The organism is Segatella copri (assembly GCF_019249655.2).
Lineage (GTDB): Bacteria > Bacteroidota > Bacteroidia > Bacteroidales > Bacteroidaceae > Prevotella.
In genome coordinates this window covers 3,433,311-3,459,114 of the sequence record NZ_CP137557.1, presented here as the reverse complement: position 1 = coordinate 3,459,114, position 25,804 = coordinate 3,433,311, and the positions used below count along the sequence as shown (strand labels likewise).

20 protein-coding genes are annotated in these 25,804 nt (G+C 47.4%); 18 read left to right on the top strand and 2 right to left on the bottom strand.

Translation table 11 applies throughout. From position 1 onward, the window contains the following. Positions 1 to 32 precede the first annotated feature (32 nt). Positions 33 to 2,588 carry a caspase family protein gene (locus KUA49_RS14165; RefSeq protein ID WP_218412481.1) on the top strand — a complete coding sequence of 852 codons (2,556 nt, stop codon included), beginning with the start codon at positions 33 to 35 and terminating at the stop codon, positions 2,586 to 2,588. A 41-nt stretch (positions 2,589 to 2,629) separates the two neighbouring features. Then, positions 2,630 to 3,502 (top strand): DUF4384 domain-containing protein, encoded by an 873-nt coding sequence (locus tag KUA49_RS14160; RefSeq protein ID WP_203040364.1) that lies wholly within the window; start codon positions 2,630 to 2,632, stop codon positions 3,500 to 3,502. A 101-nt stretch (positions 3,503 to 3,603) separates the two neighbouring features. Here KUA49_RS14160 and KUA49_RS14155 read toward each other — a convergent pair whose 3' ends face one another. After that, a complete protein-coding gene (locus KUA49_RS14155; RefSeq protein ID WP_218412480.1) occupies positions 3,604 to 6,345 on the bottom strand; it encodes a transglutaminase-like domain-containing protein in 2,742 nt (913 codons plus the stop codon). A 214-nt stretch (positions 6,346 to 6,559) separates the two neighbouring features. Between KUA49_RS14155 and KUA49_RS14150 the strand changes: the two genes are divergently transcribed. Then, on the top strand, positions 6,560 to 7,330 hold the full coding sequence (locus KUA49_RS14150) for a copper homeostasis protein CutC (RefSeq protein WP_218412479.1): 771 nt from the start codon (positions 6,560 to 6,562) through the stop codon (positions 7,328 to 7,330). 107 nt (positions 7,331 to 7,437) lie between these two features. Here the strand turns inward: KUA49_RS14150 and KUA49_RS14145 are convergent, their stop codons facing one another. After that, a complete protein-coding gene (locus tag KUA49_RS14145) occupies positions 7,438 to 8,787 on the bottom strand; it encodes an alpha-L-fucosidase (RefSeq protein ID WP_218412478.1) in 1,350 nt (449 codons plus the stop codon). A gap of 325 nt (positions 8,788 to 9,112) precedes the next feature. On the opposite strand from KUA49_RS14145, the gene rd reads away from it, so the two are divergent. The 15 genes from rd (at position 9,113) to KUA49_RS14070 (ending at position 25,717) form a co-directional block, all read left to right on the top strand. After that, positions 9,113 to 9,277, top strand: coding sequence for a rubredoxin (rd, locus tag KUA49_RS14140; protein ID WP_203040360.1), 165 nt, complete (start codon positions 9,113 to 9,115; stop codon positions 9,275 to 9,277). A gap of 69 nt (positions 9,278 to 9,346) precedes the next feature. After that, positions 9,347 to 9,736: a desulfoferrodoxin gene (locus tag KUA49_RS14135; RefSeq protein WP_203040359.1), complete on the top strand. Its 390-nt coding sequence runs from the start codon at positions 9,347 to 9,349 to the stop codon at positions 9,734 to 9,736. 224 nt (positions 9,737 to 9,960) lie between these two features. Beyond that, a complete protein-coding gene (locus tag KUA49_RS14130) occupies positions 9,961 to 10,980 on the top strand; it encodes a hypothetical protein (RefSeq protein ID WP_318331623.1) in 1,020 nt (339 codons plus the stop codon). Then, positions 10,937 to 13,126, top strand: a complete 2,190-nt coding sequence (locus tag KUA49_RS14125) for a hypothetical protein (protein ID WP_218412477.1) — start codon at positions 10,937 to 10,939, stop codon at positions 13,124 to 13,126. The genes KUA49_RS14130 and KUA49_RS14125 overlap by 44 nt, the downstream gene beginning before the upstream one ends. A gap of 128 nt (positions 13,127 to 13,254) precedes the next feature. Next, entirely contained in the window at positions 13,255 to 14,358 is a 1,104-nt protein-coding gene (ychF, locus tag KUA49_RS14120; RefSeq protein WP_089543063.1) for a redox-regulated ATPase YchF, read from the top strand. 6 nt (positions 14,359 to 14,364) lie between these two features. Beyond that, positions 14,365 to 15,225 carry a prolipoprotein diacylglyceryl transferase gene (gene lgt, locus KUA49_RS14115; RefSeq protein WP_218412476.1) on the top strand — a complete coding sequence of 287 codons (861 nt, stop codon included), beginning with the start codon at positions 14,365 to 14,367 and terminating at the stop codon, positions 15,223 to 15,225. Between the two features lie 161 nt (positions 15,226 to 15,386). Beyond that, positions 15,387 to 16,499: a C1 family peptidase gene (locus KUA49_RS14110; RefSeq protein WP_218412475.1), complete on the top strand. Its 1,113-nt coding sequence runs from the start codon at positions 15,387 to 15,389 to the stop codon at positions 16,497 to 16,499. Between the two features lie 779 nt (positions 16,500 to 17,278). After that, the gene (locus KUA49_RS14105) at positions 17,279 to 17,923 is read left to right on the top strand and encodes a hypothetical protein (protein ID WP_218412474.1); all 645 of its coding nucleotides are present in this window, start codon (positions 17,279 to 17,281) and stop codon (positions 17,921 to 17,923) included. 6 nt (positions 17,924 to 17,929) lie between these two features. Then, positions 17,930 to 19,468, top strand: coding sequence for an RNA polymerase factor sigma-54 (rpoN, locus tag KUA49_RS14100; RefSeq protein WP_217762860.1), 1,539 nt, complete (start codon positions 17,930 to 17,932; stop codon positions 19,466 to 19,468). A gap of 73 nt (positions 19,469 to 19,541) precedes the next feature. Continuing rightward, positions 19,542 to 20,150 carry a phosphatase PAP2 family protein gene (locus KUA49_RS14095; protein WP_203040353.1) on the top strand — a complete coding sequence of 203 codons (609 nt, stop codon included), beginning with the start codon at positions 19,542 to 19,544 and terminating at the stop codon, positions 20,148 to 20,150. Between the two features lie 59 nt (positions 20,151 to 20,209). Beyond that, positions 20,210 to 20,716 (top strand): 5-(carboxyamino)imidazole ribonucleotide mutase, encoded by a 507-nt coding sequence (gene purE, locus KUA49_RS14090; RefSeq protein WP_006848250.1) that lies wholly within the window; start codon positions 20,210 to 20,212, stop codon positions 20,714 to 20,716. Positions 20,717 to 20,768: 52 nt separating this feature from the next. Beyond that, positions 20,769 to 22,637, top strand: coding sequence for a 4-hydroxy-3-methylbut-2-en-1-yl diphosphate synthase (locus tag KUA49_RS14085; protein WP_218412473.1), 1,869 nt, complete (start codon positions 20,769 to 20,771; stop codon positions 22,635 to 22,637). 239 nt (positions 22,638 to 22,876) lie between these two features. Next, complete coding sequence (locus KUA49_RS14080) at positions 22,877 to 23,584, top strand: response regulator transcription factor (protein WP_218412472.1); 708 nt, start codon at positions 22,877 to 22,879, stop codon at positions 23,582 to 23,584. 91 nt (positions 23,585 to 23,675) lie between these two features. Next, complete coding sequence (locus KUA49_RS14075) at positions 23,676 to 24,482, top strand: hypothetical protein (protein ID WP_218412471.1); 807 nt, start codon at positions 23,676 to 23,678, stop codon at positions 24,480 to 24,482. Positions 24,483 to 24,502: 20 nt separating this feature from the next. Continuing rightward, positions 24,503 to 25,717 carry a sensor histidine kinase gene (locus KUA49_RS14070; protein ID WP_218412470.1) on the top strand — a complete coding sequence of 405 codons (1,215 nt, stop codon included), beginning with the start codon at positions 24,503 to 24,505 and terminating at the stop codon, positions 25,715 to 25,717. Positions 25,718 to 25,804: the final 87 nt, after the last annotated feature.

Sequence of the window (25,804 nt, the reverse complement as noted above, 5' to 3'; positions counted from 1 at the left end):
ATTGGACACTAATGACATATTATATAATTATAATGAAGAAAATATTTATTGCAATATCTATATTACTCTTATCGTCGGGCAGCAAACTGGCTGCCCAGACGATAACTGAATCTAATGAGGCGTACAGAGAGTTTGTGCAGATAGCCAACAAGGATGGCGACAAGACTCAGATGTACGACGCACTTTACCGTTGCTATACAGCAACTTATGCCATAGTCACTCACTCAGAGAAGACTAGCGCCGAATATACACAGGCGATATACAACATGAAGAATCTCATCCCATTCCTGCCTAATGCGGCTGCTTACAACAGCAACAACCAAAGCGTGGGAAATGCCATCAAGTTTGCGCGTGCCTACGTAGATGTAGTCAGCTTGCCAGACTTTGCTGATGGGGGATACACTACTCAAAACGCATATTCACAGCTCTCATACTTCGCTGCTGCCAACCTGGTAAACCGCCGACAGTATGAGGAAGCCATACCATATCTGCAAGCCTATCTCCGCTCAGGCGACGAAAAGTATCGCAAGTCGGTATTCATGAACCTGATCAAGGCATGCGCCCAGTCAAACAAATACCAGCTTGCCGTCATCACATTGGAGCAGGCATCAGATAACTATCCTACCGACTATGACATCGTATCGTCGGCAGTGAACCTGTGCATTGACCACAAGGACAATGCCAACCTGCAGAAGTTCGTAGGCAAGGGTCTTGCCCTTCGTCCTGATGATGAAACCCTGCTCAATATCCAAGGAAAGCTTTATGAAGAAGGACACAACTTCGAACAGGCACTGGATATCTACAAGAAACTGCAAGTGGTTCATCCAAAGGCACTTGATGTGTTGAAACATCTCGCCATCAACAACTACAACATTGGTGTACAGAACTACAACAAGACCCTGGAGTTGAAGGAGAAAGATCCACATATCAAGAGTTTGCAGGAAACGTCTAAGGAATACTTCACCTATGCCGTGGGCCATCTCAAGAATATCATCATCAGCGACCCGCTGTCGCTGAAATATACCCAGGCACTCGCCGTGGCATACAACTGTATCGGCGACAAGGAAAACTTCAACATCATCAACAACAAGTTGGCATCATTGGGTGGAGGCAAGATTGAATCAAACTTCATTCCTCAACTCATAGAGTTCAATGGCGAAGTGAAACCATCCATTGCAGCCGTTGCCACACAACAACAGAGCACAGACGGCGACTCACAGGCCAAAGAAGATGAAAAGGGAATCCCGGCATATTCGGCATTCGCCATTCCATTCATCGAGAACCGCATCGACAAGTGGCAGCAGAAAGACAGCTACGAAACCCTGGATGAATATCGTGCCCGCATGACCGAAAAGAACCGCGACGCCAAGATTCAGGAGATGCAGAAACTGGCTCAGCAGGAATACATCAGCAAGTATGAATCGAGAGTGAACCTGCGCCATCTGGAATTGAAGCCATACGATGCAGATCACGAAGTGTTCCTGGTAACATCACCAGACGTTGGTGAAATGGTGGTTCCGGTGCCAAGAAGCAACAACGAGGCACGCATCTTCGCTTCCAACTGGAACGGAATGCAGTTTAAGAATCCTAAGTACTTCATTGACAAGGATCATCTGGCACTCGCCCAGCTCACCATCATCACCCCATCGGGCAAGGAATATCACTACGATAACGCAGCTGCGCTCAACTACACAGCCACCAACGTAGAAGTACACTTCGACCCTATCAATGCAGGAATGTTGGCAGCCAATACCAGCAATGCCAATAAGCAGACCATACAGCAGCAGAACGTGAAGTTGGGAACATCGGATGTGGATGAGAACATTCCAGAGAATCCTACAACCAACAACAAGACCTTTGCCGTGGTTATCGCCAACCAGAACTACACCAACGTAGCCGGCGTACCATTGGCACTGAACGATGGTCTTGCCTTCTCCAAGTATTGCGAGAAGACGTTGGGAATGCCTGCCGAAAATGTGCGCTACTATGCCGATGCCTCTTACGGAACCATGCTCCGCGCCATCCGTGACATCAAGAACATCGCAAGCGCCTTCAATGGCGACATCAACATCGTGTTCTACTATGCCGGACATGGTATTCCAAACGAAGCAACCAAGGATGCATACCTCCTGCCTACCGATGCCGATGGCACACAGACAGAAGGCTGCTACTCACTCAACAAGCTCTATACAGAGTTAGGCTCAACCAAGGCAAAGGAAATCGTAGTATTCCTCGATGCCTGCTTCAGCGGTTCCAAGCGCGAGGAAGGCATGCTGGCTTCAGCCCGTGGTGTAGCCCTGAAGGCAAAGCAGGAAGACCCTCGTGGCAACATGGTGGTATTCAGTGCTGCATCAGGCGACGAGACCGCCTTTCCATATTCAGCCAAGGGACATGGCCTCTTCACCTACTATCTCCTGAAGAAACTGCAGGAGAGCAAGGGAGATGTGAACCTCGGCGAACTGAGCGACTACATCTCGGAGAATGTGAAGCAGCAGTCGGTGGTTATCAACCGCAAGGTGCAAACCCCAACAGCTACCCCTTCTACCTGGATTGCTACAGGATGGAAAGAGATGACTCTGAAGAAATAGTGACTGGTAATCATAGCAGATAATATCTAAAATCAGCAATTATGAGACATTATATTTTCTTGATGATATGGATGCTCTTGGGCGTGGCTTCATCCGGCTATGCCCAGAAGACTAAAAAGGTGCATGGCGAGTACATCTACCACGCACCTGAAAACGTCTCTATAGAGCAAGCCAGACAAACGGCATTAAGCCGTGCGCAAATTCAGGCACTGGGCGATGAATTCGGCACCGTGGTGGCACAGCATAATGCCACCTTGATGAACAACACCAACGGTTCTACCCATACCGACTTCACCTCGCTGAGCAGCAGCGACGTAAAGGGAGAATGGCTCGAAACCATCGGTGAGCCCAAGTATGAGATAAGCTATGAGCAAGGTATGCTGGTAGTGAAATGCTCCGTAACCGGCAAGGCACGTGCCATTGTGGCAAAGCAAAACAACTATGTGGCAAAGATTCTCTGCAACGGCATAGAAGACCGCAACGAGGGTGAAAACTTCAAGAGCGGAGATGATCTCTATCTGGCTTACCAGAGTGCCACCAAGGGCTATCTCGCCGTCTATCTGATAGATGACAACAAGAATGCCTATTGCCTGCTGCCATACCAATCATCAAAAGATGGAAAGGTGGAGGTAGATGCCAACACCCGTTACGTATTCTTCAACCAGAAAACGGCTCAGCCGCTGTTTAATTCTTCTGATGTTGACGAATATACCATGACCTGCGATAAGGCGTCTGAAACGAATTATATCTACATTATCAGCTCTCCTAATCCTTTTATCAAGGCGATAGATAATGCCGTGGAAGGATTGCCAAGAGAATTGAAGTATGATGATTTCCAGAAATGGCTCTCCAAGAACCGCACAGCCGACAAGGATATGCAGGTGGAGATTAAGACGATTGTCGTAAAGAAATAAGTGGATTTACCGATAAGACTCAGGAATAGGAACATAATAAAAAAGCCCGGGACATTTGCCCCGGGCTTTTTTATTTTATGATTTCAAGTACGATGAATGCATTACAGTTTTCTGATTACAGATTCCAACTGCTCACCCAACCCGATGGTATAGCCCTGAGAAAGGAATACCACTCTATTGAAGGTATCAGAGATGGTGAAGATAGGCAACAGGTTCTTGTTCTGAAGCTTCATGTTCTCTACCATTTCCTTGCGGCAAGAGCCATCCTTGTCAATACCGAAAATGATGTTCTTTGGCAAGCCAGGGAACTCTGATATTCTGAACTTCTTGGCTGAAGCCTCATCCTCGAACAGGAGAACGATAGGACGATTCCACTTATCAAATACCTGTGCCACCTTGGCGATGTCCTTCAAGGCATGGTTGGTTGGCTCCTGTCCTACTCCAATCAATCCCATCACAAAGTAACCACGACCTGTCTGGCTCAAGAGACTTACTTCCTGGTTGCTTGGCAAGAGGATGAACTTCGACTCAGAATTGAAATTGCCCTTCACGGTAATCTCGGTCTCAGAGCTGCGCAAATGCATCTCTACCTTGGTGGTAGCCCCCTGCTTTACGTGGAACATCTGCATTTCTGCAAGCACGCCACCATTAGCCAATCTGGTGCCTGATACCAGCGCATAGTCGCCTTCATCCAAGTCAACACCATTCTTAAATGTATTGCTCCAGGTGCATCCTTCCTCAGGATATTCCAGGAGAGATGTTGAACCATCGGCATTGATGCGATGGATGGTAAAGTGACTGTAGTACTTAGGATCATCCACGGCACCATTATCCGCATATCCCATCACGAACTTGCCCTTGGCAGAAGCCTCCTGCGCAGCATTCTCGAAATCTACATCAATCCACTCACCACCCTTGTGGTTCTTGTATTGAGTCTTCTTGGTCACAGCATCCACCTGAGCCTCGATGCCCAAGCTTCTGGCCACATCCACAAAGAATACCTTGCGGGAACGGTCGTCTGTAAGACGAGAGCGATATACGCCGATAGGAGTCTGAGCTATCTGCAACGCCTTCTTATCAGGATTAATCCTGATGTTCTTCTTCACCCACTCTACCAGGAGACTAGGATTGTTCTTGAACGCCACCTGCTTCTTGGCAAATTCCTTCTCGAAGAACTGCTTGAAAGGAGTGATAATCATCTCGTTTTCCACACGTGGTGATAACTCATCGCTCTTGGCATTGAAGTTATCCTCCAGAATATCCATCTGCATATCTCGCAAGTCCTTGGCACTCAATGTAGAGAGCAAGTTGATGGCTCTATCCAGACGATCCTGATGCTGCACCAGGAAACTGAGGATAACCTTGTGATTTCCACTAGATGCCACCAGGAAATCTATCATCTTCTGAGCCTTGGCTGAGATTTCCCCGTTTGCATCCGATGCAGTAAGCTTCTCGCCCTTAGCAGCCAGGAAAGTTACACCATTTCTGGTAATATTCTGCTCCTCTATCAATCCGTAGGCCTTCAAGGTTGCCAATGCACTCTCCTTATTATAGAAGGTGGCAAGATAAGCGTGGCGGATAGAATCCTCGTAGGCAAAACGCTCCAGGTTCTTGGCTCTTGCCTCTGGCGAAACTTCAGGAATATTGGCACGCTCTGGAGGAGGAACGATATCAAATGAATCGCGGAAGAATACTTCCTTCTGCATGGCATCTGCTCCAACCTCATGGTTCAAGCGGATAACGATGTTCTTATCCTTACCGAAGGATGCCTTGGCAAAGCCATACTTGCCACCCTTGGAAGCCCAGATCATCATGTCGCCCTTACCTGCCGAAAGGAAAGTCTTTCCATCTGCCACGGTATATTTGGTTACCACGGTGCAGAACTCCGCATAGTTGTATATCTTGAAATCCACTCTTGCACCATCCACAGGGTTGCCTGCTTCATCTTCGATAGAGAAATCGATGCGGGCAGAAGAACCATAGTTGTCGATGAGATTGATTTCGGTATAGTTAGAGGTGCGGAGCATCACTTCCTCAGGACCATTATAATCGCCGAATGCCTTGGTATGCATCAGCATGGCACGAGAGGCAGGAGCATTAAACCAAGCTAGATTCAACACAGCTTCCGGCTCACAGGCACCCAGGAAATACCAGGTACCATCTGCCCAAGCCTCAACCCAGGCATGGTTATCGTCGGTATGTGCCCAACGAGGGGTATAAACCTGGCGTGCAGGAATGCCGATGGCTCTCAAGGCTGCCACGGTGAAAGTACTCTGCTCGCCACATCGTCCGTAAGCCGAACGGATGGTAGAAAGCGGTGCTGAGGTTCGACCGTCAGATGGCTGATAAGTTACCAGCTCGTGGCACCAGTGGTTCACTTCGAGGATGGCTTCCTTCATGCCCAATCCCTTTACACGCTCCTTCAATTCCTTGAAGAACACCATGCGGGAATTATCCAGGTTCTCATTGTTGATGCGGACAGGCAGAACGAAATGACGGAAGAGCAGCTCTGGTACCTTATTACCCCAAGCCATCTGGTTGCGTGCCTCGAAACTGGTGCGCACATTCTCCAGGAAGAAGCTGGTTGGATAGTCGGTGACATCAGCCACAGGCATGTAAGCATAGAGGAACTGCAAGGCACCCTGCTCGTCGCCAGTAGCTTTCTGCTGCTTAAGCATCTTCTGGTCGTAAAACTGCTTACCTACCAGGTTAACCTTCTGCTTAAAGGCCGTTTCCACCTTCGTGCGATAAGCTGCATCGGTAATGAAATGGTCATTTGCCGCCATCATTGTCTGCCAAGAGGCAAGAAACACAACAGCGAACATTACTAAAAATTTTCTCATTGTTAGTTAGCTTTTTAATTTCTATTACTATAATCCAGTTAATATATTGATATTTCGATTTAAACTTTCTGCAAAAATAATGTTTTTTTTCGAAATAATGGCTATCACAAAAGAAAAAATGTTATCTTTGCAGAAAAATTCGAGAAATCGAGTAAAAAAGAGAAAAGAATTAGAAAGAAATCAAGTAACTAAATGGAAAGAAGAATTAAAGACCATGAACAGAGACGATTTTAAGTTTGAAATATGCGCCAACAGCGTAGAGAGCTGTCTGGCAGCACAGGAAGGAGGCGCCAACCGTGTAGAACTATGCGCAGGCATACCTGAAGGCGGAACTACCCCTTCGTATGGCGAAATAAAAGTGGCGCGCAAGTTATTGAACGAGACCAAGCTCCATGTCATCATCCGTCCTCGCGGTGGTGATTTCCTCTATACTCCTTTGGAGATAGAACGCATGGAAGAAGATATCCGCCTTTGCCGGGAACTCGGCGTGGATGGTGTTGTCATCGGATGCCTTACAGAAGATGGCGAAGTGGATATGGAGGCGAATCGCCGTCTCGTGGAATTGGCAAAAGGTGATAGCGAATTAAAGCCGATGAGTGTAACCTTCCATCGTGCATTCGACCGTGCAGCCAATCCTCAGAAGGCTTTGGAAGATATCATCTCCCTGGGTTGCGACCGCATCCTTACATCGGGTCAGCAGCCAAAGGCTGTAGAAGGTGTAGCTCTTCTTGCAGAACTCAAGAAGATAGCAGCAGGCCGCATCATCCTCCTTGCCGGTTGTGGTGTGAACGAGGATAACATCCGCACCATCTTCGATGCCACCGATATTCACGAATATCACTTCTCGGCAAGAGTGAATGTACCTAGCAAGATGAAACAACTCAATGCCAATGTTTATATGGGTGCTGAGGGAGCCGATGAAGCCAACTCGCTGGTTACCTCGGCAGAAAGAGTGAAGCAAACCATCGCCAACCTTTTGGACTAAAGTTAGCCAATCTTTTGGGTTAAAGTTTTCCAACCCATAAAAAAGTGTCGCAATCTCTTGAAAACATAGAGATTACGACACTTTTCCAATATGTTATTCACACAAGCTTAGAGTGCGATTTCCACAACCTTATCCATTTCTGTAGGAACCTCACCAAGATTCAAAACCACACCACCTTCGCACTTCTGAATCTTCACAGGTTTCTTGCTGGCAAAATCGAAAGCCTTCTTCACCTTCTGGTTTCCAAGAGGCAAGAAGAGACTCTTATCCTTCAGGTTCAGAATATGAACAAAGAGTCGGTTTCCCTTCTGGGTGGTAACACCCCAATCGTGAGGAGCCACGATGCCGCCACGGGTACCATAGATGGTCTCGCCGTAAGTCTTCATCCACTCTCCCATCTCTGCCAAACGCTCCAAGGCAACAGCAGGAAGCTCACCATCTGGCTGAGGACCGATGTTCATCAGCAGGTTGGCATTCTTGCCAGCTGCATTCACCAGGTAATGTACCAGCGTCTTGGTAGATTTATAATTCTGGTCGGTAATCTTGTAACCCCACATACCATTCATCGTCTCACAAGTTTCGAGAGGCAGACGGCTGATGTCCTGACCCGACAATCCTGCCTTATTCTCTCCAGGAAGATCACGCTCGAAAGCCTGAACATCCTCGCCCTCGAAAGGAGAAGAATGATGGTTGTTGACTATCAAGCAGCCTGGCTGCAGGCGATGAATCAACTCATACTGCTCTGGCAACTGCCAGTCGAAGTTAGGATTCTGATCCTGATCCCACCATCCATCAAACCAGATACATCTCACCTTACCGTAGTTGGTAAGAAGTTCAGTAAGCTGATTGTTCATAAACTGATAATAGCTCTTCCAGTTACCCTCAGGGTTAGGGCGACCAGTGCCTCTACCCGTTCTTCCCCAAACAGCATCCTCGCGATACCAGTCAATATGAGAGTAATAAAGATGCAAAGCGATGCCCTGCTTGTGGCACTCATCCGCCAATTCCTTCACGATGTCGCGACGGAAAGGAGTAGCATCTACAATATTATAATCAGAATACTTGGTCTTGAACATAGAGAAACCCTCGTGATGGCGAGTGGTGAAGCAGATGTACTTGGCACCCGAAGCCTTGATGGCAGCCACCCATTTGGCTGCATCAAACTTAGAAGGATAGAAACCACCAGCCAGCTTGGCATACTCCTTATAGTTCAAATCCTTGTTGGTCATTGTCCATTCGCCGGTGGCGAGCATGCTGTACAATCCCCAATGCAGGAAGATACCGAACTTATCATCCTGGAACTGCTTTCTAGATTCCAAGTTCTCTGGAGAAGGCTGATAATGCTGAGCCTGTGCCTTGTTTTCCTTGGCAGCATCTTTAGTAACGATAGCGTTAGCCGTCAGGCAAGAGCAACCCAAAGTAAGGATTGCAGCACACAATTGTGACTTAAAATTCATTTTAATTCCCATAATTAAATTGTTACAGTTAGTTATTATGGTGCAAATATACAACTTTTTTTTCAGAGCAAAGAGATAAAATCCGAAAAAGTCTATTTTCAGATAAAAAAAACTCCGTAATGATGGCTCTCCTTTGTCCTTGAAGAAGCATTCTATGTTATAAGACTTTAAATTAGATAATAAAATTGTAATTTTTTCAATTTTATTTGGAGATAAGAAAAAATAGTTGTATCTTTGCAGTAGTTATCAGACGAATAGGCAGAAAAGCCTTCTGATAGAGAGTGAAAGAACAAGATTATTAATATCAAAGAAAGAAAGGAACATTATGAAGAAATATATTTGCGACGTATGTGGTTGGATTTATGATCCAGAAGTAGGAGATCCAGAGGGCGGCATCGCTCCAGGTACAGCATTTGAAGATATCCCGGATGATTGGGTTTGCCCTCTTTGCGGAGTAGGCAAGGAAGACTTTAGCCCGGTAGAGGAATAATAAAGCCTCATAGAGGATTCAAGAACTCCTATCAGAAATAGGAGAAACAAAATTATAGGAGGAACAAATATGACTAAGATTAGAGAAATCTACCGCTGCCAGATTTGTGGCAACGTGGTAGAAGTAGTAAACAAGGGAGCCGTGCTCAGCTGCTGCGGTGAGCCGATGAAGCTCATGAAGGAGAACACCAGCGATGGTGCCAGGGAGAAGCATGTGCCAGTGATAGAACCTATAGAAGGCGGCTATCGTGTAACCGTAGGAAGCGTGGAGCATCCTATGCTTCCAGAGCATTACATCCAGTGGATAGAGTTGCTCACCCCTACCGATGTGCTTCGTCACGAGTTGAAGCCAGGCGAAAAGCCTGAAGCTATCTTCCTGACAAACGCAGAAGCCAAGGATGTTACGGCTCGAGAATACTGCAACCTTCACGGGTTGTGGAAAGGAGTAATCGAAGGATAAATACCATCATGCAATATCATGACGGAAAAGTATATTCATATACAATAAAAGGTCTCGTTTTATTTTCCCAATACAGGGAATATGATTCGAGACCTTTTATGTTAGAGAAAGAATTCTGTTTCCTTAAGGAAACACCGAGTTTCACTTAAGGGAACATAAATTTTCCCTTAAGGAAACAAAAAAGGGGTATTAGGGGAATAATAAGAAGAAAACGGAAATCATCAATGATGAGGAGAATATGGAATCATATAACACTGGCATTCTTGCTACTTGCCTTAGCTACAACCATCGGTTTCACTTCCTGCTCACAAGATAAAGCAGAGAAAAGCCTCCGTTCCGTCTACTATTGGAGCACAACATGGCAATTGGACAGCAACAAGATGAACTTCATCCGAAAACACCACATTGAGCGACTCTACGTGAGATACTTCGACGTGGTAAAGGATGCAGAAGGGGAAATCATGCCCAACGCCACCCTGCATTTCAATAACCTTGAAGAAGATGGAAACAGAAACAAGAATGGATCTCTGATACCGGAAGACATAGAAATCATCCCCGTAGTCTATATCGTCAACAGTTGCCTGAAAACTCTCCCTAAAGAAGGATTGGAAAACCTAGCCGATAAAATTCTTCTTCGCATCCTTCAGATGAACGAAGCCAATGACATCGAGAATGTGAAAGAGATTCAGATTGACTGCGACTGGACGGCATCAACCCAAAAGGCTTACTTCAATTTTCTCGAAAAACTAAGAGTGAAAGCCAAAGCCAAGCAGATAAAGCTGTCTGCTACCATCCGGTTACACCAGCTCTCTATGACTCCACCCCCTGTGGATAGAGGCATCCTGATGATGTATAATACGGGCGACGTAAAACAGCTTAGTTGCCAAAAGCCGATACTCGATATGAAGGATGTGGCTCCCTATATCCAGCATCTGACCAGTTATCCGTTGCCGCTTTCTGCCGCTTATCCACTCTTCAGTTGGCGTATCCTCTTCAGAGAAGGAAAATTTGTAGGCATCATGCATGCTGATGATGATTTCCCTGTATTGCCAAGCGACAGCATCGTGATAAGAAAGCCCGAAATGAGCGACATCATGGAAGCCGTAAGAAGCATCAATCACCAGGATGAAGACATCAACAGCGAGGTTATTCTCTTCGACCTCAATACCGATAATATCAAACGATTTAAATCAGAAGATTATGAAAAGATTTTTAATCATAGGAGTGATGGCAGCAGCATTTAGCACCCACGCCAACGCCTGCGTTGCCGAATACTCTGATCATAACTACTATATGTTCAGCGTGTTCAACCGCGACCAGACTTCGCCAGCATATCTCTACGATATCGCCAGTTACTGGCAGAAATATGCCGGCAATACATCCTCCATCAACTTATCTTTCTACAGATGGAACAAGGAGGATATTAAGAAAGTAGCCCAAAGCAAGAAGGATGCAGGAATGCTTTCTTACCTGAGAAACCTGAATGCCTACCTGGATGCCTGCGAGAAACTGAATCCCAATGCCTGGAACTACGCCTCGAAGCAAGAACGGCTACAGATTCAGCAATCGCTGACCCGGCTCAACAATGCCTCCAAAATTTATAAAGGCACCCAACTCAAGAGCCAGTATGCCCTGCTCCGTATGCGTACCAACATGATGAAAGGATTCCACCAGCAGAACATCACCTATTGGAATGCCATCGCCTCCCGACTTCCGAAATCACCATGGCGGGAGGCGATGCGCAACATTTATGCCCGGGCTTTGTGGAAAACGGGACGACACCAGCAGGCACTCGATATCTATGCCGAGCAGGGAGATATGGCAAGCATCAGAGTGCTCGCCCGAAACTATCGCAATCTTGCTGGCATTCAGAGCACTTATCTCAAGAATCCGAACTCGGCAATGCTCACCTATCTGGTGCAGGATTTCGTAAACAACTGTCAGCAGACGATAGACAGCCGCAACCAGAACCCAATAAACAAGGAATGGATTGAGGAGATTGGCGCCAAGGTAATCTACCAGAAAGAAGCCCTCAACTTCATCACCTTTGCCAATAAGGTCATTGCTGAAGGCAAGACGCAGAATCCTTGCCTGTGGCGTTCTGCCACTGCCATGCTCCATTATCTCTATGGATATCAGCAGGAAGCATGGAAGGAGATTAGTGAAGCAGTAGCCCTGGATGGAACACAACGAATGAAGGATAATGCAAGAGCCATCCACCTTCTGGTTTCTACCCGAAATACACAGGTAGATAACGATTATCCGCAATATCTGGTCGGCGAATTCAAATGGCTCAACGAAATGGCAAAGGGAGGAAGCCTGAAAAAAGGTGATTTCATCAATCCCGACATTCACTATGTAGAGGTGAAGGAGCGTGTGGCTTACCGCGCCCTGTACAACCGGTTCAAGACGATGGCAGATAAGGCGAAAAAGGAAAACCGGCAGGAAGCCGGCAGAGATTACGAAAGCATGGCCACGGCGATGTATGGCATGATGGATGCCTACATGCGAACCTTCTACAAGGAGCAACAGAATGAAGAATACATCGGCCGCTATCTTTATTCATCAGAATACGCCATTCGTCTCGATTCGCTCTCTGCGCAGCAGCTGGCTGATTACTATCGCTTCATCACATCTCCTCATCAGGATGCCTTCGAGCAATACGTCTGCCAGTCACTCTATCGCAATGCCGATTTCTTCAAGGATATGATAGGCACCAAGTATCTTGCCGAGGGTAACTTTGGCGAAGCTGCTCGCTGGCAGAAGGATGTTTCTTTGGATTTCATCAACAACCAGACCATCAGTTTCTACGCCGAAAAGCGCAGCTACGCTGTGCCTTACTGGTTCAACCACCAGAAAGTAAATGATTCGGATATGTGGAGCATTCAGGGCAGTTATGCCCACCTAAAGGAGAACCCGAAGTGGAAATTCTGCCAGGAAATGAACCAGCTCATCGGCCAATACAATGTGACTCGTGAAGGTGAATCCAGAGAGAAACTTGCCTACGAACTTGCCACCCGCTATTATCAGGCATCCTGCTATGGCGACTGCTGGTATCTTACCCATTATGGCAAAAGCGTAACTGATAGTGCCCGCACAGGCGAAGCCGATTTCGCAGCAATCGCTCAGAAATATTTAAAGGTAAGCAAGCAAAGCAGCAATCTTACGCTTCGCTATCATTCGCTCTATGCCCTCTCATCCATCGGCATCGACCCATGGTTTAAGATTACCTATGATGCCAACTGGAAAGAGCAGAAGCTTCTACAACCACAATCCGCTCAATATCAGGCGATGATGGAATGGAGCCAGTTCAGCCATCAGCATCCGGAAATCGTGGATCAATACACCACCCGATGCGATGTATTGAAGCAATTCGAAAAGAATCTCTAAAAAATGCTATCATAAAGGCATCCACGGGGGCTGTGGATGCCTTTTTTAGTTAATTTTCCACGATTTCTTTGTATCTTTCATTTATAATGTGTACCTTTGCACCAAATATTTAAACGTTTAAAAATAAAATGGCATTAAAATGTGGTATTGTAGGCCTCCCAAACGTGGGTAAGTCTACACTGTTCAACTGTCTGTCTAGTGCAAAGGCACAGGCAGCTAACTTCCCTTTCTGTACTATCGAACCAAACTTGGGCGTCATCACCGTACCTGATGAGCGACTCAACAAATTGGCAGAGATTGTTCACCCAGGACGCATCGTCCCAGCTACTTGCGAAATCGTAGATATCGCAGGCCTCGTAAAGGGTGCCAGCAAGGGCGAAGGTCTTGGTAATAAATTCTTGGGAAATATCCGTGAGTGCGATGCAATCATCCACGTAATCCGCTGCTTCGACGATGACAACATCGTGCGCGAAGGTGGCGCCAAGGTTGACCCATTGGAGGATAAGAGCGTCATCGATACAGAGTTGCAGCTCAAGGACCTGGAAACCATCGAATCTCAGCTCGCCAAGCAGCAGAAGACTGCAGCTGCCGGCAACAAGGATGCCAAGCTGATGGTTACCGTGCTCGAGGCTTACAAGGCTGTTCTGGAGCAGGGAAAGAACGCCCGTGGCGTTACTTTCGAAACCAAGGAAGAGCAGAAAGTGGCTCACGACCTCTTCCTCCTCACTACCAAGCCAGTACTCTACGTAGCCAATGTAGATGAAGCTTCTGCCAAGACCGGCAACGAGTATAGCAAGAAGGTAGAGGAAATCGCCAAGGAAGAAGGTGCTGAGTGCATGGTCATCGCAGCCAAGACTGAGGAAGACATCGCATCGCTCGAAACCTACGAAGACAAGCTGATGTTCCTCGAAGAGCTCGGCCTGGAAGAGAGCGGCGTAAACCGACTCATCAAGAAGGCATACGCCCTGCTGAACCTTGAAACATTCATCACCGCAGGTGAGATGGAGGTAAAGGCATGGACCTATCACAAGGGCTGGAAGGCTCCTCAGTGTGCCGGCGTCATCCACACCGACTTCGAGAAAGGATTCATCCGTGCAGAGGTTATCAAGTATGATGACTATATCAAGTATGGCTCTGAAGCAGCAGTACGCGAGGCTGGTAAGCTCGGCATCGAGGGCAAGGAGTACATCGTGCAGGATGGCGACATCATGCACTTCCGTTTCAACGTATAAACGATTATGACAGCAAATTTGCTAAACTATATCGTATGGGACCCAGACCCAATCCTGGCTCACCTGGGTCCTATCTCCATCCGATACTACGCCACCTGCTGGATGGTGGGGCTGTTATTGGGTTATTTGCTCATGCACCGTCTCTACAAGGAGCAGAAGTTGGGCGAGGATAAGTTTGAACCGCTCTTCATCTACCTCTTCGTAGGCATCCTGGCAGGTGCCCGCCTGGGACACTGCATCTTCTATCAGCCGGAGTATTTCCTCACCCAGTGGGATCACATCATCGAGATGTTCATCCCGATGCACCACATGGCAGATGGCAGCTGGAAATTCACGGGTTACGAAGGATTGGCAAGTCATGGAGGCGTTTTGGGACTGTTCGTTGCCATCTGGCTCTACTGCCGCAAGACCAAGGTGGGCGGCTGGACTTTGCTTGACAACATGGGCATCGTATCAGGCATCACCGCCTGCTTCATCCGCCTGGGCAACCTGATGAACTCCGAAATCATCGGCAAGGTAACCAATGTGCCTTGGGCATTCATCTTCGTCAAGGAAGATCAGTACCCACGCCATCCCGGTCAGCTCTACGAGGCGATAGCCTATCTCTGCTTCTTCCTCCTCATCTTCTTCATCTACAAGAAGAAAGGACCCAAGAGTGTGGGTAGCGGACTCTATTTCGGTCTTTGCCTTACCCTCATCTTCGTCTTCCGCTTCTTCATCGAATACACGAAGGAGATTCAGGTGGCTTTCGAAGCAGGATTGCCTGTAGATATGGGACAGATTCTGAGCCTTCCACTCATCGCCCTTGGCGTATGGAGCATCGCTACCAGCGGCAAGAGAGCGAAGAAGACGGAAAGCAAAGCATAAGATTATCATAAGAATACAGATAGCCAAGGAGAGGAATCTCCCAGGCTATGCCAAGGAAAAGTTCCGCTCCGTGAAACGGAACGGAACTTTTTTCAGTTACAAGCAATCATTCATCCTAGTAATAACCAACATATATAATATAATATAATATAATATAATGTATGAATAGAAATATCATTATAAGCCTTCTCGCCACACTTCTCCTAGCAAGTTGCGGATACCAGAAGAAGCCGGAAGCTGCTTCCCCTTCCCGCCAGGGAGCGGGCAAGGACAACCTGCCCCTGAACGCACAGATTATCGGCTCCACCCCTGTCAAGAACCAGGGAAAGAGCGAACTCTGCTGGGCATACGGCATGCTTGCTACCATCGAGAGCGAGCATATCATGAAGGGCGACTCCGTAAACCTATCCGTGGCTTACGTTGCACGAATGATGCTTCAGGAGAAAGCCCTGGAATATTATTTCGCACAAGGCAAGAAACCCATCAGCATGCGAGGCATGGCTTCGATGCTCATACATTATATAGATAAGTATGGCGCACAACCATACGACAGCTATGAAGATCCAAAGGATGTGAACTATAAGATTCTCTGTCGAAAGGTGGAGAAACTCTGCGATGGAGCCATTGCCCAGAAGTCGGGCATCGAGAAACTGAAGGATGAACTCAGCAATCTCTTCGATAAGGAAATCGGCTACATGCCTGCCAAGCAGGTACACATGCTCGGTGCCGAATACACCCCATTGGAGTTTGCCCACAGCGTATGCTATCCCGAGGAGTACGTATCACTCACCAGTTTTACCCATCACCCTTACCGCGAGTACTTTGCCCTGGAAGTGCCGGATAACGCGATGCACGACCAGTTTCTCAATCTTCCGCTAGATGAGTTGATGCTTCATATTCAGAAAGCCGTAGAGAACGGCCATCCGGTTTGCTGGGAAGGCGACATCAGCGAAGAGGGCTTTACCCATGCCCAGGACAACTATGTGGAGGTTCAGAAGATGGAACTCCCCGTAACCCCAACTTCCCGCCAGAGAGAGTTTGAACAGCTCCGCACCACCGACGACCACGTGATGGAAATCATCGGCACCTTTCTGAAAGACAAGAAGCGCTACTACGTATGCCGCAATTCCTGGGGCAGGAACTGGGCAAACCAGGGCAGAATCTATCTTTCAGAAGACTATCTGCGCCTCAAAACCATCGCCGTGTTCATGAGTGAGGCAGCTTTCCTCTACGACCAAAGCCCCAAGCCAGCCCCTCAAAAACCTTATATATAAGGTATAGAAGAGGCAGAAACTGGCTAGGAAACCTGGAAGAGCCAAAAATGGTTGATATAGGTCAAATATGTGCTTCATAACACTTGTGTGCGCACACATATAGTTGATTTATGTCAAAAATAAGGGCTTTTTTGCGATTTTTCCCTCTAAAGATTTGGTTAGTTGCGGAAATCGTCGTACCTTTGCATCGTCATTAAGACAAAAGGTTATTAGGTTTTTAGGTTAAGATTGTTAGTTGTTTAAAAGGTTATTAGTTCAAAGGTAAAAAAAGATTGTTTATTCAAGGACGACAAAAAGAAATTTGTTTAGGTTATTAGGTTTTTAGGTTTAAGATTGTTAGTTGTTTAGTTAGGTTATTAGTTAGTAAGGTAATTTTAAAAAAAGATTGTTTATTCAAGGACAATAGGATAATGATTCATTAGGTTAAGCGTAACTTAAGGTAAAAAAGACAAATGTATCGGATAACAAAAAGATGACGCCTGAGCAGGACAATGACTGCTTCGGGCACTGCAACGGAGGGAAAAAGCTTGTGAAAGCCATCCTCCATTGAGTTATGAAACATTTGGGAATAAAGTATTAAAAGTGCGCAATTTCGAGTGACTCGAAGTTGCGCACTTCTTTTATATACAGAATCTTAAGCCCCATAAACACTTTTACACGCCGCTTTTCAAGCCCAATATGCACTTTTATGGATAGCTTTATAATAATATACACTAAATTATTTTGTTTTACCAACTAAAAATTGTAATTTTGCAGAAGATTATAAGATTAAAAAGAATATGGCAAAACATCCTCTTTGGAACGACGATTACTGGCTCTTGCTTCTCCAACTCTATCAGAAGAAGCCAATGGGCGTAAAGCCGCTATACTCCAAGGGTATAGTAGATTTAAGCCTGGAGCTACACATACAACCTGAGTATTTGCACGAGCAAATGTTCAAGTTGCAACGAGTTACGCCTCGTATCAAACGACTTTGGGATAAGTATGCCGACAATCCTCGACTACTTTCCCACGACATCAGCATCCTGCGCAAGATGAACGGATGCGGCAATGCAAAGGATTTCTTTGCAGGAGTAGAAGTGCGCGAATCGTTTGAGAAAGATTGGGAACCGCTGGCAGAAGAGCCATCGCTCACACCTATCAAGCTCATCATCATTCTCGACCTCTACTTCCAGCTCACACCTATCACCATGGTGCCGGAAACTCCCGAAATCATTGATCTGGGAAAACTGATGAAGATTTCGCCCAAACTGATTGCGGAAGTAATGACTGACTATCAGTACTGTGACCCTTACCTCAACAGGCAGAAAGCGCCAGACAGCAAGATACTTCAGGCATGCAAGACCATCTGGCACAGATATGGAAACGGAAATCCAGATAAATTGAATCAACTTGCCATCAAACTGCAAGAATACTTTAAATAAATAGATATGGCTCAAAAACTCATTCAGACACAGGCACAGAAGCTGCAACAGCTGCAAAGACTCTCCGCCCAGCAAATGCTGCAGGTGAAGCTCTTGGAGATGCCCCTCACCGAACTGGAGGATAGCATCAATGCCGAACTGGACGACAATCCTGCCCTGGAAAGTGAGAACCCTGACGATATGCTCAACGAAAGCTACGACGGAGACTCGCCTCTGGAGCATGATGCAGAAAACAGTAATGACGACAACGAAATGAACGACGATGATGCCTACGAGGCACAGTCGGAGAAAGAAGAGAGAAAAGATGAACTCGACCAGGCGCTGGAAAGCATCGGACAGGATGACCAGATGCCTGATTATAACACGGATAGATACAACAACCAGGACAACGCCGACTATGAGGAAATGGTCTACGGCGACACCACCTCCTTCTACGACAAGCTGAAGGAGCAGATGGACATGCAGAACCTTACCGACAAGGAGAAGGAAATCATGGAATACCTCATCGGTTCGCTCGATGACGACGGTCTGCTGCGCAAAGACCTGGACGGCATCTGCGATGAGCTTGCCATCTATCACAACATGGACGTATCGGAGAAGGAACTGGAACATGTGCTCCACATTCTCCAGACCTTCGACCCTGCGGGCGTAGGCGGCAGAAGTCTTCAGGAATGCCTTCTGCTACAGGCAAAGCGCCTGCCACGAGGCGTGCTCCGCAAAACGATGGAAGAAGTGTTCAGCGACTACTTCGAGGAGTTCACCAAGAAGCATTGGGACAAGATCAAGACTGGATTGGAACTCAACGATACCCAGCTTGCCACCCTGCAAGAGGAAATCAAGAAACTGAACCCGAAGCCAGGCGCATCGATGGGCGAAACCGAGGGCAGAAACATGCAGCAGATTACCCCGGATTTCATCGTAGATACCAACGACGACGGCTCCATCACCTTCAGCCTCAACCGAGGCAACATTCCAGAGCTAACCGTGTCGCCATCGTTCACCGACATGATCGACACCTACAGGAAGCATAAGGACAAGATGAGCCGCTCTGACAAGGAAGCCCTGCTCTATGCCAAGGAAAAGGTGGATAAGGCGCAGGGATTCATAGAAGCCATCAAGCAGCGCCGCCACACACTCATCGTCACGATGAAAGCCATCATCGACATTCAGCGACAGTTCTTCCTAGATGGAGACGAAGCCGACCTGAAGCCGATGATTCTCAAGGATGTGGCAGACAGAACGGGCTTGGATATCAGTACCATATCAAGAGTGAGCAACGTGAAGTATGCACAAACCAAGTGGGGCATGTTCCCGCTGAAGTTCTTCTTCACGGATGGCTACACCACCGAGGACGGCGAGGAGATGTCAACCCGCAAGATCAAGATAGCCCTGCAAGAGCTCATCAATCAGGAAGACAAGAAGAAACCGCTGAGCGACGAAGCATTGGCCAAGGCACTGAAGGAGAAGGGATTCCCTATCGCCCGCCGCACCGTGGCAAAATATCGCGAACAATTCAATATCCCAGTTGCACGATTAAGAAAATAAACTCCAGAAAGAGATTCCCGTAAGAAAGAACTCTTCTGAGAAAGAGAGAAAGAATACAGATTACGTTAGATTTATGAAAGAGAAGAATATCATATTGACTGCGCGAATCATGAGCATGGTCTTCACCCCCTTCTATCTGCCGATAGTGGGACTCATAGCCCTGTTCATCTTCAGCTATATGTCGTTGCTGCCGATGACATACAAGTTGGTGATGCTTGCCATGGTTTATTTGCTTACCGTGGTGGCACCCTCGCTGCTTATCCACCTCTACAGACTCTGTCAGGGCTGGACCTCCCACGAGTTGGGAAAGAAGGAGCGCCGCATCGTGCCCTACATCATCTCCATCCTGTGCTATTTCATCTGCTTCTTCTGGATGGAGTATCGCAACACGCCGCGCGTCATCAGCATCATCGTAGTGGTAGCACTCGCCATCCAGATGGCCTGTGCCTTCATCAACGTATGGTGGAAAATCAGCACCCACACGGCAGCCATCGGCGGTGTGGCAGGTTCGCTGGTTTCCTACGCCATCGCCTTCTCTTTCAATCCCCTGTGGTGGCTCTGCCTGGTATTGCTATTGGCAGGCGCCGTGGGAACCTCTCGCATGATCTTGCGACAGCATTCGCTATCCCAGGTGGTCACGGGATTCCTTATAGGCGTATCCTGCGCCATCCTGGTAATATAGCAACCTGAAGGTAATATAAGGCATCATATAAAAAAATTATAATTATAATATAAGAAGAAATGAAACCATTAGTAAGCATTATCATGGGCAGTACAAGCGATCTGCCTGTTATGGAAAAAGCATGTAAGTGGTTGAACGACAACCAGATTCCTTTCGAGGTGAATGCCCTCTCTGCTCATCGCACTCCAGATGCAGTAGAATCATTCGCCAAGGGAGCTAAGGAGCGTGGCGTAAAGGTAATCATCGCCGCTGCCGGTATGGCTGCCGCCCTTCCTGGTGTTATCGCAGCATCTACCCCACTGCCAGTTATCGGTGTACCTATCAAGGGTATGCTCGATGGTCTTGATGCCATGCTCAGCATCATCCAGATGCCTCCTGGCATTCCTGTGGCTACTGTTGGTGTGAATGCGGCTCAGAACGCTGCCATCCTCGCTGCCGAGATGATTGCCCTTGCCGATGAGGAAGTGGCTCAGAAGGTAGAAGCTTGGAAGGCGGGTCTCGGTGCCAAGATAGAGAAGGCCAACAAGGATTTAGCTGAGGTGAAATACGACTTCAAGTGTAATTAATCTAATATGTGATATGCCCCATCCTTTGGGGCATATTCTATTCTTATACATTATGGTAGATTTATTCAATTATACCCGCCGTGCCTCTTCTGTGGCACATATCGGAGCTATCGACCTGGGTGGCGATAATCCTATCCGCATCCAGTCGATGACCACCACCAACACCAATGATACCGAGGCTTGCGTTCGCCAGGCAGAGGAAATCATCATGGCTGGTGGCGAGCTGGTGCGCTTCACCACTCAGGGTTCCCGCGAGGCAGAGAACATGAAAAACATCAATGCCGGCATCCGTGCCGACGGCTATCAGACTCCGCTCGTAGCCGATGTTCACTTCAATCCTAACGTTGCCGACGTGGCTGCTCTCTATTGTGAGAAAGTACGCGTAAATCCAGGCAACTACGTGGATCCTGCCCGCAAGTTCATCAAGCAGGAATACACTGATGAAGAGTATGCTCACGAACTCAAGAAGATTGAGGAACGCTTCGTGCCTTTCCTCAACATCTGCAAGGAGAACCATACTGCCATCCGCATCGGCGTGAACCACGGTTCCCTCTCCGACCGCATCCGCAACCGCTACGGCGATACGCCAGAGGGCATCGTAGAGAGCTGCCTTGAATTCCTGCGCATCTGCAAGAAGGAGAACTTCCACGATGTGGTTATCAGCATCAAGTCATCCAATACCGTTGTGATGGTCCGCTCCATGCGCCTCCTGGTAGAAGAAATGGAGAAGGAAGGCATGAACTACCCACTCCACCTCGGCGTAACCGAAGCTGGCGAAGGCGAGGATGGCAGAATCAAGAGTGCCGTAGGTATCGGTGCCCTGCTGGCTGACGGCATCGGCGATACAGTCCGTGTAAGCCTCAGCGAGGAGCCTGCTGCAGAGATTCCGGTGGCTCGCCATCTGGTGGATTACATCGGCAAGAAGAAGGGACATCTTCTGATTCCTGCCGCAGCTTGTCCTAGCTTCGACTGGCTGCGCCCTACCCGCCGCGAAACCGTGGCCGTAGGCAATATCGGCGGCAACAACGTTCCGGTGGTTATCAGCAACCGAATCAAAGGCGAGAGCACCATTTGTGAGAACAAGGATGCTACGCCTGATTATATCTATATAGGCGGCAAGATGCCTAAGCAGTTTGTGCCTGGTCAGAGCTACATCGTAGATTACAATGTTTACGAGACGCTGAACAGCAAGCCTGAGACTACTGGTGCCAAGCTCTACCCTATCTTCCCTGCCATGGCAATGCCGCTCATCGCCAGCATCAAGGCAGACGTCAAGTTCCTCACCCTGCAGTTTGGTACTCCTGCCGAGGAATACATCGCCTGCCTGAAGGCTCATCCAGAGGTGGTGGTTATCTGCGTAAGCAATCATCAGAACCGTCTGGGCGACCAGCGTGCATTGGTTCACGAGATGATGAATGCCGGGTTGAAGAACCCTGTGGTTTTCGCCGAGATGTACCAGCACAGTAAGGAGGAGAAGAGCGACTTCCAGCTGGAGGCTGCTGCCGATATGGGTGCCTTGATGATTGATGGTCTTACCGATGGTATCTGGCTGATGAACGATGGTGACATCCCTGCCCAGACAGTAGATGAAACCGCTTTCGGCATTCTTCAGGCAGCCCGTCTGCGCACCAGCAAGACCGAGTATATCAGTTGTCCTGGTTGCGGCAGAACCCTCTACGATCTTCGTGAAACCATCGCCAAGATTAAGGAGGCAACCAAGCACTTGAAGGGCTTGAAGATTGGTATCATGGGCTGCATCGTGAATGGTCCTGGCGAAATGGCAGATGCCGATTACGGCTACGTAGGCGCCGGTCCTAACCGAGTAAGCCTCTACCGCAAGCAGGTTTGCGTAGAAAAGAACATTCCGCAGGAGGTGGCAGTAGAGCATCTGCTCGCCCTCATCGACTCGGATAAGCAATAATGATTTAGGCACGGATTACACAGATTACACGTTTTTTTTAAGATATTATAAACATGGTTTATTGGAAATAGAACCATAAATCCGTGTAATCCGCGTAATCCGTGCCTAATTTTAATGTTATCTTTAAGTTAATCTCCACCTCTTTATATGGTTCTTTCGTAAAAAAGACGTATCTTTGCAGCAGAAAAGGAGGCAAAATCTAATCTTTGCTCCCGTAATCATCAAAAACAGAAAATATTATGGCTGATACTAAGTTGCTCCTGGTAGAGGATGACGAAAACCTCGCCTATATGGAGAAGAGTTGCTTCGAGGATATCATCGGAGGATATGAGGTGAAAACCGCCGTTAACGGCAAGGAAGGACTGAAGGTTTGGCAAGACTTTCAGCCCGATGTCATCGTATCGGATATCGACATGCCTATCATGGACGGCATCGAAATGGTGAAGAACATCCGAGAGGTGGATGGAGAAACCATCATTCTGTTTACCACCGGCCTCACCGCACCCAAGGATTTGAAGGCAGGTTATGCCGCCGGAGCCAACAACTATATCAAGAAGCCTTTTATTCCCGAAGAGCTTGATGCCCATATACATAGCCTCATCCAGCTGAAAGCCGGAAAACGCAGCGAAAACGCCAGCAACCAGATAAAACTGGGCAAATACCTGCTGGATGCCAACCACGCCACCCTGAAAGATACGCAGGAAGGCAGCGAAAAGAAGCTTACGGCACGAGAGGCTAAGATCCTCGAACTGCTGGCGGTAAACAAGAACGAGGTGGTGCGCCGCGAAGCCGTGTTGAGCCGTTTCTGGGGAGTGGAAGACAAGGATTACTTTGCTTCCAGAAGCCTCGATGTTTTCATCAAGAAAATCCGTACGGCGCTGGAAGACGAACCAAGTGTAGAGTTAAGGACCATCCGGGGCGTAGGCTTCAAACTCATTGTAGAATAACTGCAAGCCCGTTGTCGAAGCATCGGTATGAAGACCTTTGCATAAAAACATTATACAGAGAAAGAAAAAAACAACAATAAAGCAAAGCATTATGTTTAAGTCGATACTTTACTATATATTAATGATAGCGGAAATCTGTAGCACCATGTTTGTTGGTGGTATAGTAATGGGCATCTATTTTGCCTCCTCTGGCAAACTGGAAGAGGTAAATGCCAACGACCAGGCTTCCTTCCTCAAGGCAGGAACTCCCATTATTTATGTTTTCTGCATTCTTGCTATGCTTATATTATGGTTCACCTTCAGCATGGCAAAGTTTTCCAAGTTTACGCTGGGCAGAGTGAATCCAGCCTACAAGTGGAAGGCTATGTTCTGGTACACCCTTCCCCTGTTTGGAATTACCTTGATGTTTATCGCCCTCTTCAATTTTTTGGGCATCGATATATACAACAAGGACTTCATGGCTTTCAGTTATATGGAGCGACTTCCGATGATTCTTATAAGCTCTTTTATCTCAGCCTATATTATCTTCGGCGCGATATACGAAGAACTGATCAAATGCGGAAAGAAGACATGGGTTTCTTACCTTACCGTTCTTGTATTCAGCATCATACCATTTTTCGCCTCTACCCTGGGCCAGTCATTGACATGGATTATCATGATGATGATATGGAGCATCGTGCAGACATCAATCCTTTTTTATATCTACAAAATCACAAGGAGTACCATCGTGGCATTTGTGGCCTGTATCATCTGTAATCTGATTCCTACCGATATTTCCAATATTCCTCTGTGTACTGCCATGGGAAGCTTTGGATCCGCATTGACAGCAAGCTGCATCGGCAGTTATTTAGGAGCAAAGAAGGAAGGCAGAGAAACCGAATACCTCTTGGATGAATAAAGAAGAAAGGAGAAGATGATATGAATGCCAACCGCACCAAGATACTCAGCACCGCTGCCCTAATAGCCATCCTCCTTATCCAAATGTTCTGGATGTGGAACACCTATAACATCAACGCGCGGCAATTAGGAAAGGAATATGATGAGATATTGAAGAAAACCATCGCCTTAGAGTTGGATAAAACAAATAGGTGCGATTCTTTTTTTGAGTCGGGAGATACCGTTGCTAACAGTAATATCTATAATTCTACACTATCCCTTTATGATGCCATCTACAAAAAATCGCATCAAGATGCCAACATCGATACCTTAACAATTATTGCCGACTCCATAATCAAAGCAGAGAAGTTGCCTTTCCGCATTGACATCAACAAGGTGAACATGAAAACAGGAAAGGTGATAGAAGGCAAAAATATCAACAGCAATATTTTCCCCTTCCTGGAGGAAGTGAAAACCAACATTCTGCCTGTAAGACTGGACTACAGCGTAGGCTTCCAGATGACTATCACCAACGGAAGTATCTACATCATCAGACATAACTGGGTGCTGCTCCTCATCTCTATCCTTATTTCCATCGTCATCATCCTGAGCCTCATCGACCAGATTAACTACATCGATGAGCAGGAAAGGGTGCGCCTGCTGCGCGAGGACTTCTCCTATGCGATGGTTCACGACATGAAGTCGCCCCTTACCTCCATCATCATGGGAACCAAGTATCTGCATAGCGGCGTACTGGAAAAGAAGCCGGAAATGAAGGAGAAATATTTCTGCATCGTAGAAGACGAGGCGCAGCATCTGCTTGCCCTCATCAACCGCCTGCTCACCATCTCGAAACTGGAGCACGGCAAGCTGCATATTCAGAAAGCAGAGGTAAATTTGGAAACGATGATAGATGATGTAGCGGATAAATACAAGGCAAAATCGGCGAAACCGATTCATATCACCACCCACATAAGAGCCACCACCGCCCTGGCCGACGAGGAATATCTGAAGGAAGCCATCAGCAACCTGGTGGATAACGCCACCAAATACTCTAAGGAAGAAATCAATATCCAGATTTCCACCCTAGAGAATGATAAGAACGTATATATCAATGTATTCGACGAGGGTATCGGCATAGCCAAGAGCGAACTGAAAAACATCTTCAACCGCTTTGAGCGTGCTGCAGAGCACGAAAGGGATGCCCGGAAAACCCGTGGGGCTTCGGCATCGGTCTCAACTACGTGCTGCAGGTAATCAACGCCCATGGCGGAAGGATAAGCGTAAAGAGCGAAAAAGACAAATGGTCGGAGTTCACCATCTCGCTGCCGAAATACTAGCCCA